Consider the following 15,779-nt stretch of genomic DNA (forward strand, 5'->3'; position numbering starts at 1 on the left):
ACGCCCGGTTACATTCCGAACCCGGAAGCTAAGCCTTACAGCGCCGATGGTACTGCAGGGGGGACCCTGTGGGAGAGTAGGACACCGCCGAACAAATTTTGAGAAAGGCCCACGCCGTTATGGCGTGGGCCTTTCTGCGTTTACGGGCACGGTTCGGCTAGAACGTCACGTCCGCCGTGTCGACCGTGCCGCCCTTTCGGCCGGGGGCCTCCTGCCACTGCCAGTAGAGGTTCGTGTGCGAGATGACCTGCTGCGGTGCCGGCGCACCGTACGCGGTGAGGTCCTCCGTGGTGTGGGCGTCGCCGACCAGGGTCGCGTCGTAACCGCGGACCATCGCGCCGTGCAGGGTGGAGCGGACGCAGGCGTCGGTCTGGGCGCCGGTGACGACCACGCGGCCCACGCCGTGTGCGGCCAGGACGGACTCCAGCTCGGTGTCCTCGAAGGAGTCACCGTAGCGCTTGTGGATGAGGGGCTCGGTGGCCTCCTCACGGGTCAGCTCCGGCACGTACTGCCAGGGGGCGCTGTCCGGCTTCAGCTCGTCGCTGGAGTGCTGGATCCAGATCACCGGGACCGCCTCGGAACGGGCCTTGGCGATCAGGGCGTTGATGTTGGCGATGACCTCGTCGCGGTTGTGGGAACTGTCCACCACCCCGTTCTGCACATCCACGATCAGCAGGGCGGTGTTCGGTCGGTTCGGCAGAGTCGTCATGGCGTCCACAGTAGGCGGGGGCACTGACAGCGGGCCCTGTGTGAGCGTCGTAAACGAGGTGAGCGTGGTGGGCGGTGGCGGCTACCGTGGCCGTATGAGTGCGATGACCAGCGGTGATTACGTTGTTCGTGCGATACGGGCCGAGGAGTGGGAGGACGTGAAGCGGCTGCGGCTGGTCGCGTTGCGGGACCCGGTGGCGCGCATCGCGTTCCTGGAGACCTACGAGGACGCCGTGGGCCGGCCGGACTCCTTCTATCAGGAGCGGGCCGCGCGGTCGGCCGAGGAGCCGAGCGGTGCGCGGCAGTTCATCGCCGAGGCGGCGGACGGGGAATGGGCCGGGAGTGTGACCGTACTCGTCGAGGAGGCCGGGTCCACGGATTGGGCCGGGGCCCGGGTCGAGCGGCGGCAAGGGCATGTGGTCGGGGTGTTCGTGCGGCCCGAGCACCGTGCGAGCGGGCTGATCAAGGCGCTGTTCGACGCCGGTGTGGCCTGGGCCAGGGAACGGGGTGCCGAGCGGGTACGGCTGCTGGTGCACCAGGATAACGCGCGGGCCCAAGGGGCCTACCGCAAGGCGGGGTTCGTGCCGAGCGGCGTACTCGTGCCGTTCGTCAAGGACGAGACGGAGAACGAGGTGGAGTTCGTTCTGGAGTGGCCGTCCTAGGCATTCGGCTGGACGGGCAGTTCCCGGTGCGGCCAGCGGGAGCGGGCCTGTTCGTGGGAGCGGAGCAGCGCCAGGGTCGGCAGGCCCTGGTCGACTCCGGTGGCGAGCAGGTCGGGGAGCTGGGGGAGCGGGGCCACGGCCGCGACGTCGTCCAGGACCAGGGTCAGTGGTGGGTCGAGCCGACCGGAGGATGACCGTTCGGCCATGCGCCGGCCGCGCTCGACCACGCTGGAGACGAGGGCCGTCAGGAGAGGCATCGCGCCGGGATTGGTCCTGGGGTCCTCGATGGATTCACCGACCACATAAAGCGTGCCCCCTTCGGCCACGAAGGAATCCAGGGCGAGGGCATCGGATCGGTTGGGTGTGCAGGCCTCGCGGATGTTGACCGTGAAGAGGGCGGCGAGCGTCCGGGCCGTCAACTCCTGTGCGATGTCGCGGCGTTCGGGGTGGGAGGTGAGTGCGGCTTCGAGCTCGCCGGCCGCGCCGGGGGCCGCCTTCGGGTGGGTGCGGAGGGTTCGTACGGCGTCCTGGACGCCGGTGCCCTGTGCCCAGCGGTGGACGTGGCGGATCGCGCGGTTCTCCAGGGCGGCGGCGTGGAGGTAGCTGCGCAGGAGGGTCTCGGCCGTGTCGGTGACCGCCTGGTCGATCTTGGCGGTGGGTTTCACGGGGGTGAGAAGTGCCTGGGCGCGCAGGACCGCGGTCTGCTTGTCCTCGCAGTTGGCCGTGGGCGACCAGTGGAAGCGGGCCGGGGTGTCGCAGAGGTGGTTCGGATCGTAGAGGAGGACCGGGCCGAGTTTGGCCCGGGCGTCCTTGGTGTCGGACCAGAGGGCGGGGTTCGAGGTGACGACGAGGGCGGGGCCTGCCGCGTCGCGGACGGCCTGGGTCGCGGTGGTGTGGCGGGTGTCCTTGGGTGCGATGTGGATTTCCGTCCACCTTCCCACCAGGCCGCCGTTGACAGCGGGGTGAGCGTAGAAGCCGTCGGGGACGGGGCGGCCCGGAGCGTCACCAGGGGTGGAGGGGGCCAGTGCGCTGATCGGTCCCGGGGCCGGGTAGGTGCCGTGCGCGTCGTGGCCGGCCTGTTCGAGTCCCGGGACTCCCGCGTCCGGGACTCCCGCTTCCAGGGCTCCCGCTCCCGGGACGGCCGGGTTCGAGGCTGACGCCCCCGAGGCCGGCGTCTGCGCCGGTTCCGGGCCCGTACGTGGCTCGGGCACCGCGGTGGTCGCCGCCGCGTACTTGTCCGCCGCCCGTCTTCTTCTCCCCGCGCGCCATCTCGCCACCGTGCCCATCACGAAGATCGTCAGGACCAGCAGGATCATCAGCTGGCCGATGAACAGGCCCCAGAACAGGCCCCATCCCGACAGCTGGGCCGGCGGCGTGTCCGGCCAAGCGCCCGTGATGTCGTGCGGTTCGCCGACGAGGTGGCGCATCGCGAGGGGGGTGTGGGAGAGGTCGACGGTCGACGGCCAGGCGCCGTGGGAGAACCAGGCCGCCAGGCCGGTCGCCGTCCACACCATCACCGTGATGCCGAGCAGGAACGCGAGTATGCCGATCAGCAGGCCGTCGGGGATCCCGCCGCCGCTCTGCTGTTCGCGCTCCTGCCGGGGGTCCGGTCTCACGATCGGGTCCTCCCTACGCCACCGTCGATTCCGAGTCGCCGAGATGCTGTTCGACGAAGGCCGCCGCTCGCTCCTCAGCCTCCAGTTCGGCGGCGCGCAGGGCGTCGTCGGCGGCGGCGAGCTGATCGGCGGACGACTCGGTCATCGCGCGGTCGGTGAAGACGAGTGGGCGTTCCGTCTCGGTGACCAGGTGTTTGACCACCTGGACATTGCCGTTGACGTCCCAGACGGCGATGCCCGGGGTGAGGGTGGGGATGATTTCCACCGCCCAGCGTGGGAGGCCCAGCACGCGGCCGGTGGCACGCGCCTCGTCCGCCTTCTGGGCGTAGATCGTCCGTGTCGACGCCATCTTCAGGATCGCCGCCGCCTCCTTCGCCGCCGCGCCGTCGACGACGTCGGAGAGGTGGTGGACGACCGCGACGAAGGAGAGGCCGAGCCGTCGGCCGAACTTCAGCAGGCGCTGGAAGAGCTGGGCCACGAAGGGGCTGTTGATGATGTGCCAGGCCTCCTCGACCAGGAAGATGCGCTTCTTCCGGTCGGGGCGGATCCAGGTGTGCTCCAGCCACACGCCGACGATCGCCATCAGGATGGGCATGGCGATGGAGTTGCGGTCGATGTGGGAGAGGTCGAAGACGATCAGCGGGGCGTCGAGGTCGATGCCTACCGTGGTCGGGCCGTCGAACATCCCCCTCAGGTCACCGTCGACCAGGCGGTCCAGGACCAGGGCGACGTCCAGGCCCCAGGCCCGTACGTCGTCTATGGCGACGTTCATCGCCTCCGCGGACTCCGGCTCGGGGTGCCGTAGCTGCTCGACGATGTCCATCAGGACCGGCTGGCGGTCCAGGATCGTCTCGTTGACGTACGAGTGCGCGACCTTGAGGGCGAAGCCCGAGCGTTCGTCGAGGCCGTGGCCCATCGCCACCTCGATGATGGTGCGGAGCAGCGCCAGCTGGCCGGTGGTGGTGATCGACGGGTCCAGCGGGTTCAGGCGGATGCCGTGGTTCAGCGCCGCCGTCGGGTCGAGCCGGATGGGTGTTATCCCCAGCTCTTCCGCGATGAGGTTCCACTCGCCGACGCCGTCCTCGCCCTGGGCGTCCAGGACGACGACCTGGCGGTCCCGGAAACGCAGTTGCCGGAGGACGTAGGTCTTCTCCAGGGCCGACTTGCCGTTGCCGGACTCGCCCAGGACCAGCCAGTGCGGGGCCGGGAGCTGCTGGCCGTAGAGCTGGAACGGGTCGTAGATGTAGCCCTTGCCGGAGTACACCTCGCGGCCGATGATCACGCCGGAGTCGCCCAGGCCGGGGGCGGCGGTCGGGAGGTAGACCGCCTGGGCCTGGCCGGTGGAGGTGCGGACCGGGGAGCGGGTCGTCTCGACCTTCCCGAACAGGAAGGACGTGAAGGCTTCGGTGAGGACGGACAGCGGGTCCCTCATCAGCGCATCAGCCTCTACCTTCGGATTCCGGTGGCGAAGGGAAGTGTGTTCACGAAGGCGCGGTGGTGCTCACGGTCGCACCACTCCAGTTTCAGGTACGACTTTCCGGCGGACGCCCTTATCGTGCGCTTGTCGCGGTTGAGGGCCTCCGGGGTACGGGAGGAGACCGTGATGTAGCCGACCAGGTTGACGCCGGCCGCGCCGCTGGCCAGGTCCTCGCCGCGCTGGTCGAGGCGGTTGTGGGCGGCGATGTCGCGGGGGTCGACGGTCCGGTTCATCTTGGCGGCGCGGGACGCCTCCGCCTCGTCGTTGGTCTTCTCGGTCAGCATGCGCTCGATGGCCACCTCGGTGGGTTCGAGGTCCATCGTCACGGCCACCGTACGGATGACGTCCGGGGTGTGGACGAGGAGGGGCGCGAGGAAGTTGACGCCGACGGGCGTCATCGGCCACTCCTTCACCCAGGCCGTGGCGTGGCACCAGGGCGCGCGGGTGCTGGACTCGCGGGTCTTCGCCTGGAGGAACGTCGGCTCCATGGCGTCCAGTTCGGCCGGCCAGGCGTTGCGCTGGGTCATCGCCTGGATGTGGTCGATGGGGTGGTCCGGGTCGTACATGGAGTGGATGAGGGAGGCGAGCCGGCCCTGGCCGAGGGGCTGGCGGACACGGATGTCCGCCTCCTGGAGGCGGGAGCAGATGTCGGTGAGCTCGCGGGCCATGACGACCGCGAGACCGGCGTCGCGGTCCAGCTTGCGGCCGGACTGCGGGCGGGCGGCGCGGGCCATCGCCTGGGCCTCCGCGGCCAGTTCGCGGGAGTAGTGCATGCAGGCGACGAGGTAGGCGCGGTGCTGCTCGCTGCTGGTGGAGACCATGGACTGCAGCTGGTCGTAGGAGCGGGACAGCCAGTCCGGGGACTTCTCGTCACCGCGCTGGGCGACGTCCTTGGCGTGGGCGTCGGGGTCGGCGGGGAGGGTGCGGGCGAGCATCTGGAGGCGGGTGACGAAGCCGTCGCCGTTGGCCACGTGCTTGAGGAGGGTGCCGAAGCGGTCGACGAGGGCTTCCTGGTCCTCGGAGTCGCGCAGGCCGACGCCGGGCCCCTCGATCTCGATGGCGGCGGTGACCGTCTTGCGGTCGGCGTGGAGCAGGACGGCGATCTCGTCCGGGCCGAACGGGGCGGCGAGCCAGCTGATCCGCCCGATACCGGGTGGGGGACCGATCTCGACCTCACGGCCGTCGATCCGGGTGCCGGCCTCGGCGGCCGCGGAACGGTAGACGGTGCCCTGGCGGAGCGTCCGTTTGAAACTGCGGTTGATCTCGAACCACTTGTAGAACGTACGGCGCTTGTACGGCACGTAGACCGCCGCCAGCGCGAGCAGCGGGAAGCCCATGAGCAGCACGATCCGCAGGGAGAGGACCGGGACGAGGAGCCCGCACATCATGCCGAGGAACGCGCCCGCGATGATCAGCACGATCTCGCCGGATTCACGGTTCCGGCCGACGATCGCGTTCGGCCGGGCGCGGCCGATCAGATACGTACGGCGGGGCGTGACCGGATGGGACAGATGGGACTCGGTCGTCAACGCCCTTCACCTCCCGAGCTGTTGTTGCGGGTGTTGCCGGCGTGCGGGGTGTTCAGAGGGCTGGGCGCGCGGGGTGCGGGTGCGGCGGAGGGGACAGATCCGCCGCCACCACCGTTCGGGGTGCGCGTGCTGTGCGCGGCGACGCCGCCCGAGGCCGGGTTGGACGGGCGGGCACCGGAGGAGGCGGAACCGCCGCCCCCGCCCCCGCCGCCGTTGTTGTCGGCGCGGGCGCTGTGCGTTCTGATGCCCTGGGCGACCAGGTTGGCGGGGCTGCTGATGACGGCGGCTGCCTTGCCCTCGGCGCCCTGCATGATGCGGTTGCTGCGGCCGGCCGCGATCTCGTCGCCGAAGCCGGGGACGAAGCGGTAGATCATCGCGCTGGCGAAGATGGCGAGCAGGATGATGGCGAGGCCGGAGACGACGGCGGAGAACGCGTCGGGGCCGCCGTCGGAGGACAGGGCGCCGGCGAGGCCGAGCACTATCACGATGACCGGCTTCACGAGGATGACGGCGATCATGACGCCGGCCCAGCGGCGGACGTGGCCCCACAGGTTCTTGTCGACGAGGCCGGCGTAGACGACGGTGCCGAGGAGGGCGCCGACGTAGAGCAGGGCGGCCCGGATGACGAGCTCCAGCCACAGCACCCCGGCGGCGAGGATGCTGACCAGGGAGACGACGATCAGCATGATCGGGCCGCCGCCGATGTCGTCGCCCTTGCTGAGGGCGCCGGAGAAGGTACCGAAGAACGTGTCCGTCTGGTTGCCGGTGGTCTTCGCGAGGACGTCGGTGACGCCGTCGGTGGCCGATACGACGGTGTAGAGGATGAGGGGCGTGAAGGCGGACGCCAGCACCGTCAGCCACAGGAAGCCGATGGCCTCGGAGATGGCGGTGCTGAGGGGTACGCCTCGCACCGCGCGCTTGGCGACGGCCAGGAGCCAGAGCAGGAGCGTGAGGATCGTCGACGCGGCGAAGACGACGGCGTACTGCTGGAGGAACTTCTCGTTCGTGAAGTCGACGTTCGCGGTCTCCTTCACGGCGTCGCTGAGCTTGTCGACGGTCCAGGAGGCAGCCTTGGCACACCCCTGAGCAAGCGAGGAGAGGGGGTCGAGGGTGGAGGTGAGGGGGTCGGTGGTTCCGCCGGTGCCGCCGCCGCTGCCCTTCTCGCAGTAGTCCTTCGCGGGACCGATCAGCAGGCTGCAGGAGTCGCTGCTCGACGACGCGGCGGGCGAGGGGGTGGGGGACGGAGACGGGGCCGCCATGGCACGGGTGGCCAGCAGCACCAGTGTGGTCTGTACGGCGGTCAGCATGCCGGCGAGCTTGAGTGCGCGGGACGGGCTACCGGGCATAAGTGAACCCTCCGTACTGCTCGACGGCCTTGCTGATCTCGTCGGATGTGGCGGCCTGGTCGTCACCTGGAACCGGAGCCGGTCCGTCCGCCTGTGTGTCCGCGCTGATCTTCCAGTCGCCGCCGGTCCACTGGAGGTCGAAGGTCCAGGTCTTCCAGGTGGTGGTCACGGGGTTGGTCGAGGAATTGCCCGACATGCCGATCAGCCCCATGTACCAGACGGCGATCTTGGCGCTGCTGTCGCTGTACTGCTGGATCTCGGTCCCCACCGGCACCGTACGGGAGACGAAGGTGCTGCCCTGCGGAGGATTTCCGTTGGCGTCCAGGCCCATCTTGCTCAGGAAGTTCGCCGAGTATGCCGAGTCCATGGCGCTCTGGAGGTTGTTCGCCGCGGTCGACGTATAGAGGCCGGTGACGATCCGGTGCCGGTTGTCCTTGTTGAACATGCCGGTCGAGCCCAGGGTCACCGCGTAGTTCGCCGCCGCGCTCTGCGCCCCCTGCGCACTGTGTGCGAACCCCGTCGGGATTCCTTCGGTGTTCTTCGTCTCCACCGGCTTGGTACCGCTCGCCGCCGTTGACGAAGTCGTCGGCCGGCCCCCGTTGCCGTTGCCGCCTCCGGTGCCCGTCGCCGATGACGAGTCTCCGTCCCCGCCTCTGTTCGCGAAGGCGATCGCCGCGATGAGGAGGACGACCACGCCGACGACCGTGACCAGGCTTCTGGAGGAGGAGCGGCCGCCGCGGCGGGACGCGCCGCCGTACGGGTCGCTCTCGGGCAGGCGGGTGCGGGTGTGGCCCGTCTCCGGGTAGCCGGGCTCGTCTCCGAGGCTCATGCCGCGTACTCCCCCTCCACGTCGTACCGGAACGCGTAGCAGTACGACGGTAGCCGTGCTGGTTCCCGCGCGGGCGCGGTGTGGTGACTCGACATCAGGGAAACGCAACCTCGGAGCGGGGGAAAGGGAGGTGCAGATTGGCTAGACGGCCATGCCGTACACGATCGTGAACAGGGTGCCGAGTGAGCCGATGATGAAGACTCCGGTCAGTCCGGCGATGATGAGGCCCTTGCCCTGTTCGGCACTGAAGGTGTCACGGAGGGCCGTGGCGCCGATGCGCTGTTTGGCGGCGCCCCAGACGGCGATGCCGAGGCAGAGCAGGATGGCGACGGCCATGACCACCTGGATCATCGTCTTCGCCTCGTTGCCCAGGCTGCCGAAGGGGCCCCAGTCCGGAGCGATCCCGCCGATGATGGTGTTGATGTCTCCCTTGTCGGCCGCATAGAACACGTAAGTCACCGCCCCTGGTGGGTAGTTCCGTTCGCCCCTGCCGGGTGCAGAGGTCACGCATCATTCTCGCCGAAAACGTCGCCGGAGTATGTCGACTTGACGTCATCGATTGGCGGGTTTCGTACGAAAGGCTCGTACGGTCACTCTGTGTATCACGGCAGGTCACGCCGGGCAATGAGGCCTGAGCGGAACCTGTCGTGTGGTTCCGTCGTTGACCCCCTCTATGACCTGGCACGTTTGATGGCGGCCGGTCGGGTGAGGGATCGAGACGATGTTCTCACGGTAGCCATGGGGAAATGGCCAGTGGACCCCGGCCGATGCCGGGGCCCACTGGGTCGGTGACGGGTGTTCAGCCCGCGAAGGCCGTGACGCCCTCCGGGGTGCCCCAGCCGGTCGGACCGTCGTAGCCGGTCGTGGCGGTGCAGTAGTACGACGTGGTGCAGGTGCCGTTGTTGCCGCTGGTCACGTCGTTGAGGTACGAGGTGCCGGCGTAGCCGTAGGGGAACTTGGCCGGGTAGGAGCCGCTGGACGGGGTGCCGGCCAGGGCGTAGACGCCCGCGATGATGGGCGCGGAGACGCTGGTGCCGCCGAAGGTGTACCACCCGGCGGTGACGCCGTAGGAGTCGTAGACGGAGACGCCGGTCGCCGGGTCGGCCACCGCGGAGACGTCCGAGATCATGCGCTTGGTGCAGCTGGTGTCGGTCTGCCAGGTGGGCTTGGCGTCGTAGGCGGAGCAGCCGGAGCCGGTGCCCTCGGTGCTGGACGTCTTCCAGACGGTCTCGGTCCAGCCGCGGGTGGTGGAGGAGGTGGCGAGCTTGGTGCCGCCCACCGAGGTCACGTACTTCGACGCGGCCGGGTACTCGGCGCCGTAGCCCTCGTCGCCGGCGGAGACGGTGATGGCGACACCGGTGTGGTTGAAGTAAGAGGAGTCGTACGAGGTGTCGGACGAGGACTCGCTGCCGCCGTAGCTGTTGGAGACGAACTTCGCGCCCAGGGTGACCGCCTCGTTCACGGCGGTGCCCAGGTTGGCCATGGTGGCGCTGGTCGCCTCGACGAGCAGGATCTTGCAGTTCGGGCAGATCGCGGAGGCCATGTCGAGGTCGAGGGAGATCTCCTCGGACCAGCCGGCGTCGGACGAGGGCAGCGAGGTCGTGGAGCCGGTCTGGCTGACCTTCTTGAAGCAGCCGTTGGCCGTGGGGCAGGCGGAGAGGCCGTAGTACGAGCGGTAGGTCGCGAGGTCGGTCTCGGCGTTGGGATCGTTGTACGCGTCGACGATCGCGATGGTCTCGCCCGAGCCGTTGGAGGCGGCGGCGGAGGTCAGGCCGTAGGCGGCCCGGAGGTTGGTCGGGCTGTAGCCGGAGGGGGTGCTGGCGTCGGCGGCCTTGGGGGTGACGCCGGTCTTCGCGGCCCGCTGCTTCTGGTAGGCGGTGAGGCCGCCGGTGACGCGGTAGGAGTTGCAGGCGAGTTCGCCCGTGTGCTTGGGGGTGGCACAGGGGGTCGCGGTGTAGGTCACCTTGGCGGAGGAGACGGAGGATGCCGCGTCGGCCTGGACGGCGGTGCCGAATCCGGTGAGCAGCAGCGCGGCCGTGGCCGCTGCCGCGGTGCCGACGCGGCGCCAGCCACCGCGTATGGAAAGTCTGTTGGGGGGAGTGGAACGCATGCGTGCAGCCTCCTGAGTTCCGGTATGGGGGAGGAACAGGGGCGGTGCGGGTGCGATCTGGTGCGTTGTGGTGCGCGATGAGAATCCTTTGTTGAGTACGCGACAACAAGAGGCTTCAGGAATCATGACTTCCGCATTGCCGAACGAGGCGTTCGCGTGACTCGTCGATGGCCGCCAGTTGTCCTGCGGGTGGCAGGCGCTTGACTCAACTCACAGCAAGTTCAAGGGAGTTACCAAGGCGGCCAGGAATACGAAAAACGGGCCACGGCCGGCTGCCGTGACCCGTTCCCTTTGCGTGCCGCCGAGGGGACCCCACGTCCCCCTCACGGTGGCGGCTCCCCGTGACCCGACGGGGAGGTCCTGCGGTCGGGGTTCAGCCGGTGAAGGCGTCCGTCCCTTCCGGGGTGCCCCAGCCGGTCGGGCCGTCGTAGCCCGACTTGGCGGTGCAGTAGTACGACGTGGAGCACGAGCCGTTGCTGCCGCTCGTCACGTCGTTCAGGGCGGAGGTGCCGGCCGCCGCGTAGGGGTACTGGGCCGGGTAGTCGCTGCTGCCGGGGGTGCCGGCCAGGGCGTAGACCGAGGCGATGATCGGCGAGGAGGCGCTGGTGCCGCCGTAGGTGTTCCAGCCGGTGCCGTCGGCGCCGTAGGAGTCGTAGACGGAGACGCCGGTGGCCGGGTCGGCGACCGCCGACACGTCGGCGATCATGCGCTTGGAGCAGCTCGTGTCGGTCTGCCAGGTGGGCTTGGCGTCGTAGGCCGAGCAGCCGGAGCCGGTGCCCTCGGTGCTGGACGTCTTCCAGACGCTCTCGGTCCAGCCGCGGCTGGTGGAGGAGGTCTTCAGGGCGGTGCCGCCGACGGCGGTCACATAGCGGGAGCCGGCCGGGTACTCGGCGCCGTAGCCCTCGTCACCGGCGCTCGCGGTGATGGCCACGCCCGCGTGCTTGTAGTACGAGGTGTCGTACGACGTGTCCGACGACGACTCGGCGCCGCCGTAGCTGTTGGAGACGAACTTGGCGCCCAGCTTGACGGCCTCGTTCACCGCGGTGCCCAGGTTGGCGTCGGAGGCGGACTTGGCCTCGACGAGCAGGATGTTGCAGTTGGGGCAGACCGCACTGACCATGTCGAGGTCGAGGGACTCCTCGCCGGCCCAGCCGCTGTCGGCGGAGGGGAGCGAGGTCGTGGAGCCGGTCTGGGAGACCTTCTTGAAGCAGCCGTTGCCGGTGGTGCAGTCCGACAGGCCGTAGTACGACCGGTAGGTCGCGAGGTCTTCCTCGGCGTTCGGGTCGTCGTACGCGTCGACGATCGCGACGGTCTCGCCCGAGCCGTTGGAGGCGGCGGCGGAGGCCAGGCCGTAGGCCGACTGGAGGTCCGAAGGGCCGTATCCGGTGGGGGAGTCGGCGGCGGCGTTCGGCTTGACGGTCTTCGGCGTCACGCCCTTGAGCGCGGCCTGCTTCTCCATGAAGGCGGTGGTGCCGCCGGTGACCCGCAGGGCGTCGCACGCGGCGAAGCCCTTCTTCGGGGTGGCGCCGCAGCCGGCCTTCTCGTACTGCACATGGGCCTTGGCGACCTGGGCGGCGACGGTCCTGGCGCTGACCTTGTGGGTCGTGGTGGCGGTGGCCGCGGTGGCGTGCGCCGCGGTGCCGAGCCCGGCGACGAGCAGGGCGGCGGTGGCCGCGGCTGCCGAGCCGGCGCGGCGCCATCTGCCGCGTATGTGGGGGGTGTTGGGGGTGGTCGTACGCAACGTACAGCCTCCTGGAAGAGGGGGACAGAGGCCTGCGGGTGGGGGCCACCGGTGTGGTTGCCGGTGGGGGCGGCGGCCCGCGAAGACCATCGCGTTGTTCAGTACGCGACAACAAGGTGGGTTTCGGAATCCTGACTTCCGCGTTACTGAAGGACGGCCGGGACTTACTGATCATTGGGCCGCGGATGGCCGGAAGTTGGGGTCCGATTGACCTGGGGGCGCGCGTGGCAGGGGCTCAATGCGCGTTGACGGTGCATTGAGGACGTGTCAGACGGGCGTTTTCCGTGCCGTTTCCGGACCGTTGCGGGCCTGTCCCGGCCTGTCCCGGCCTGTCCGGTCCCGTCCGGCCTATCGGGGCTTCAGGCCGTGCAGTACGAGGTGGACGTGTTCGTCGAGTCCGGCCAGGGCCTCCTGGGCCGGCAGGGCGCAGCCGGCGATGAGGGCGGCGAGGCCGTGGATGCTCGCGGCCGCGACGAGGGTGAGCCGTTCCGGGTCGCCCTCGACGATCTCGCCCCGGGCCTGCGCGTCGGCGACCAGCCGGGTGAAGGACCCCAGGGACGCGTCGATCACCTCGGCGGCCTGCACGGAGCTCTCCGGGTCGTGCTTGCGCGCGAACATCAGCTCCAGCAGCTCGGGGTGATCCACCGCGAAGGTGAGATAGGCCCGGGCCAGTGCGCTGACCCGCGGTTCGAGGGGGGCGGCCGGGTCGTCGGCCGCGTCCAAGGCGCGCTGCAGGCGGTCGTACCCGCTGAGCGCGAGCGCGTCCAGCAGGGCCTGCTTGTCCTTGAAATGCCGGCCGGGCGCGGCGTGGCTGACGCCGATGTCGCGGGCCAGTTCGCGCAGGGACAGCGCGGCGGCGCCCTTCTCGCGCAGGGTGCGTTCCGCGCTGGCGAGCAGGGCGGCGCGCAGGTCTCCGTGGTGGTAGGGGCGGCTTTGCGGCATGAAGGTCATCCTAACCCGGATGTTGACGGTGCCAGCTTTGTTGGCGCCGTCAGCTTTGTTGGCGTTGCCATCTTTGTTGTCATTGACAGCATTGTTGTCGACGCCTACATTGGCGGGCATGGCGAAGAAGACCGGCACATGGAACGCATCCGACCTCCCCGACCTCTCCGGCCGCACGGCCGTGGTCACCGGTGCCAACAGCGGCATCGGCTTCACCGCCGCGGACGCGTTGGCCCGGGCCGGTGCGCAGGTGGTGTTCGCGGTACGGGACCCGGAGCGCGGGCGCGCGGCCGCCGCGCGGGTGAACGGCAGTACCGAGGTGCGCCGCCTGGACCTGGCGGACCTGGCCTCGGTACGGGAGTTCGCGGCGGGCTGGGACCGCCCGCTGGACCTCCTGATCAACAACGCGGGCGTGATGATGCTCCCGGAGCAGTCCACCAAGGACGGCTTTGAGATGCAGTTCGGCACGAACCACCTGGGCCACTTCGCGCTGACGAACCTGCTGCTGCCGCATCTCACGGACCGGGTGGTGACGCTCTCCTCCGGGCTGCACCGCGGGGGCGACGGCGTGATCCACTTCGCCGACGTCAATCTGCGCGGCACCTACAGCCCGACCCGCGCCTACGCCCAGTCCAAACTGGCCAATCTGCTGTTCACCCTGGAACTCCAGCGTCGGCTGACGGAGGCCGGCTCCCCGGTCCGCGCGCTGGCCGCCCACCCCGGCTACGCGGCCACCAACCTCCAGAGCCACACCGCCAGCCCGCTGGCCCGGCTCGGCATGCGCCTCGGCAACCTCCTCGTCGCCCAGGACGACCGCTCCGGCGCGCTCCCCACGCTGTACGCGGCGACCCAGGACCTGCCCGGCGCCAGCTACGTCGGCCCGGACGGCATGGGCGGGATGCGGGGCGCGCCGGCCCTGGCCGGCCGCAGTCCGGCGGCGAGCGACCCGGTGGCGGCCCGCAGGCTGTGGACGCTGTCGGAGGAGATGACGGGGGTGACGTGGCCGCTCGGGGTGGAGGCCGTGTGACCGCGGCCCGGTAGCCCGGCGCCCAGTACCCGGACGCCCGTCGGTCCGTCCGCACCCGCCGGATACGGTGAGCCGATACGACGGATACGGCGGATACGACGGTTCTCCGGGAGGTGGCCGGATGAGCGGTGGCGTGGACTTCGCGCTCGACGGGCGTACGGCCCTGGTGACCGGCTCCGCGCGCGGACTGGGCCTGGAGATGGCCCGGGGACTGGCGGGCGCCGGCGCGCGGGTGATCCTCAACGGGCGTGATCCGGCGACGCTGGAGGCGGTGGCCGGGCGGCTCCGCGACGACGGTCTCGACGCGGTGGGCGCGGTGTTCGACGTCACCGACCGGGAGGCCGCCGAGGAGGCGGTGACCGCCCTCGGCGGGATCGACATCCTGGTCAACAACGTGGGCCACCGCGACCGGCGCGGAGTCCGCGAGATGACCCCTGACGAACTGTCCGCGCTCCTCGACGTCCATCTGACCTCGGCGTACGCGCTGAGCCAGACGGTGGCCCGGGGGCTGGCCGCGCGGGACGTCCCGGGCCGGATCATCAACGTCTCCTCGGTCGTCGGCCAGCTGGGGCGCACCGGGGACGTCGCCTACGCCACGGCGAAGGCGGGTCTGGACGGTCTGACCCGGGCACTGGCGGCCGACCTCGGCCCCAGCGGCACGACGGTGAACTCGGTGGCACCGGGCACCTTCGCGACGGACGTCAACGCGGACCTGGCGGAGGACCCGGAGTGGGCGCGGTGGCTGCGTACGCGCACGGCGCTGGGCCGCTGGGGCCGCCCCGCCGAGATCGCCGGCATCGTCGTCTTCCTGGCGAGCGACGCCGCGTCCTTCATCACGGGCCAGACGATCGCGGTCGACGGCGGGATGACCACGACGTTCTGAGGGCGGGCGCGGGCTGCATCCCGTGCGGGCGTGCGCCGAGTGCCGGTGCCCCGTGGCGGGCGCGGTTCACAGAGAAATCTCAGTCAAGTGGGGAACCGTTTCTCACCTTTGTGGGACACAGTGGGGGCTGATGAAGCGCACCTCACGCATCTCTTCCGTATCGCGCCGTGTCGCGCTCGGCGCGGCGATCGTGCTCGCCGCCACCTCGGCCTCCGTGGCGGCCGCCGACGACGGGCCCGGGCCGTTCGGGGTCACCGCGGTGGTCGGGCCGACCGCGGAGAGCGCGCGGGTCGGGGCCCTGTTCGGCGCCGACAAGGCCGGGAGTCTGGCCGGCAACCACTTCTGCACCGCCTCCGTCGTGCACAGCCCGCAGCGGGACCTGATCGTCAGCGCCGCGCACTGCGTCGACGGCGACGACACCACCGGGCTCGTCTTCGTGCCGGGCTACCGGGACGGTCAGGCGCCGTACGGGGTGTGGAAGGTGGGGAAGCGGTACCTGCCCGACGGGTGGGCGAAGGGGCAGGACGAGGACAGCGACGTGGCCTTCGCCGTCGTGGCCGAACGGGGTGGTAAGAGGGTCGAGGAGGTGACCGGGGCCAATCGGTTCGTCAGCGGCATGGCCACCGGGGCCACCGCCGTGACCGTCACCGGGTATCCCGACTCCCGTGAGGTGCCCATCAGTTGCACCAACAAGCCCGTCGCCGACAGCGCCACCCAGCAGCGGTTCGACTGTCCCGAGTTCACCGGGGGAACCAGCGGGAGCCCCTGGGTGAACGGGGACCATGAGGTGGTCGGGGTACTGGGCGGGCACGAGCAGGGCGGTTCGACCCCCGACACGTCCTACAGTGTCGTGCTCGGGAGCGAGGCCGGCGAGCTGTACAAGGACGCCGTGGCCGGCTGAGACGGCGT

Annotated in this window: 14 protein-coding genes and 1 rRNA gene; 5 read left to right on the forward strand and 10 right to left on the reverse strand. The window is 70.2% G+C overall.

Annotation, left to right across the window (positions count from 1 at the left end):
* A 5S ribosomal RNA gene (rrf, locus tag ACZ4N4_RS33450) occupies positions 1–93 on the forward strand; the annotation flags it as partial.
* 64 nt (positions 94–157) lie between these two features.
* On the opposite strand, the gene ACZ4N4_RS33455 is transcribed toward rrf, so the two are convergent.
* Complete coding sequence (locus ACZ4N4_RS33455) at positions 158–709, reverse strand: isochorismatase family protein (RefSeq protein WP_467595849.1); 552 nt, start codon at positions 707–709, stop codon at positions 158–160.
* Between the two features lie 103 nt (positions 710–812).
* Here ACZ4N4_RS33455 and ACZ4N4_RS33460 point away from each other — a divergent pair, with 103 nt between their 5' ends.
* Positions 813–1,370, forward strand: a complete 558-nt coding sequence (locus tag ACZ4N4_RS33460; protein WP_453572692.1) for a GNAT family N-acetyltransferase — start codon at positions 813–815, stop codon at positions 1,368–1,370.
* Here ACZ4N4_RS33460 and ACZ4N4_RS33465 read toward each other — a convergent pair.
* The 9 genes from ACZ4N4_RS33465 to ACZ4N4_RS33505 all read right to left on the reverse strand — a co-directional run bounded on the left by ACZ4N4_RS33465 (position 1,367) and on the right by ACZ4N4_RS33505 (position 12,969).
* Positions 1,367–2,986 carry a type VI secretion protein gene (locus ACZ4N4_RS33465; protein ID WP_467595851.1) on the reverse strand — a complete coding sequence of 540 codons (1,620 nt, stop codon included), beginning with the start codon at positions 2,984–2,986 and terminating at the stop codon, positions 1,367–1,369. The two genes, ACZ4N4_RS33460 and ACZ4N4_RS33465, sit on opposite strands and share 4 nt — an antisense overlap.
* Before the next feature lie 13 nt (positions 2,987–2,999).
* On the reverse strand, positions 3,000–4,418 hold the full coding sequence (locus tag ACZ4N4_RS33470; protein WP_450762022.1) for an ATP-binding protein: 1,419 nt from the start codon (positions 4,416–4,418) through the stop codon (positions 3,000–3,002).
* 14 nt (positions 4,419–4,432) lie between these two features.
* Positions 4,433–5,992, reverse strand: a complete 1,560-nt coding sequence (locus ACZ4N4_RS33475; RefSeq protein WP_453572182.1) for an SCO6880 family protein — start codon at positions 5,990–5,992, stop codon at positions 4,433–4,435.
* Positions 5,989–7,338 (reverse strand): hypothetical protein, encoded by a 1,350-nt coding sequence (locus tag ACZ4N4_RS33480; RefSeq protein ID WP_467595854.1) that lies wholly within the window; start codon positions 7,336–7,338, stop codon positions 5,989–5,991. Before ACZ4N4_RS33480 ends, ACZ4N4_RS33475 begins: the two co-directional genes overlap by 4 nt.
* Positions 7,328–8,167, reverse strand: coding sequence for a DUF8175 domain-containg protein (locus ACZ4N4_RS33485; RefSeq protein ID WP_467595856.1), 840 nt, complete (start codon positions 8,165–8,167; stop codon positions 7,328–7,330). Before ACZ4N4_RS33485 ends, ACZ4N4_RS33480 begins: the two co-directional genes overlap by 11 nt.
* A 141-nt stretch (positions 8,168–8,308) precedes the next feature.
* Entirely contained in the window at positions 8,309–8,617 is a 309-nt protein-coding gene (locus tag ACZ4N4_RS33490; RefSeq protein WP_351328461.1) for a hypothetical protein, read from the reverse strand.
* A 349-nt stretch (positions 8,618–8,966) separates the two neighbouring features.
* Positions 8,967–10,277, reverse strand: a complete 1,311-nt coding sequence (locus ACZ4N4_RS33495; RefSeq protein ID WP_467595858.1) for a S53 family peptidase — start codon at positions 10,275–10,277, stop codon at positions 8,967–8,969.
* A 373-nt stretch (positions 10,278–10,650) separates the two neighbouring features.
* A complete protein-coding gene (locus tag ACZ4N4_RS33500; protein ID WP_467595861.1) occupies positions 10,651–12,018 on the reverse strand; it encodes a S53 family peptidase in 1,368 nt (455 codons plus the stop codon).
* Positions 12,019–12,366: 348 nt separating this feature from the next.
* The gene (locus ACZ4N4_RS33505) at positions 12,367–12,969 is read right to left on the reverse strand and encodes a TetR/AcrR family transcriptional regulator (RefSeq protein ID WP_453572197.1); all 603 of its coding nucleotides are present in this window, start codon (positions 12,967–12,969) and stop codon (positions 12,367–12,369) included.
* Between the two features lie 109 nt (positions 12,970–13,078).
* Between ACZ4N4_RS33505 and ACZ4N4_RS33510 the strand changes: the two genes are divergently transcribed.
* From ACZ4N4_RS33510 to ACZ4N4_RS33520, 3 genes are all read left to right on the forward strand, one after another.
* Entirely contained in the window at positions 13,079–13,987 is a 909-nt protein-coding gene (locus tag ACZ4N4_RS33510; RefSeq protein WP_467595865.1) for an oxidoreductase, read from the forward strand.
* Positions 13,988–14,108: 121 nt separating this feature from the next.
* Positions 14,109–14,870 carry an SDR family oxidoreductase gene (locus ACZ4N4_RS33515; protein WP_467595868.1) on the forward strand — a complete coding sequence of 254 codons (762 nt, stop codon included), beginning with the start codon at positions 14,109–14,111 and terminating at the stop codon, positions 14,868–14,870.
* A gap of 130 nt (positions 14,871–15,000) precedes the next feature.
* Positions 15,001–15,771, forward strand: coding sequence for a trypsin-like serine peptidase (locus tag ACZ4N4_RS33520; protein ID WP_467595871.1), 771 nt, complete (start codon positions 15,001–15,003; stop codon positions 15,769–15,771).
* Positions 15,772–15,779 lie beyond the last annotated feature (8 nt).

The organism is Streptomyces sp. NPDC026538 (genome assembly GCF_055567535.1).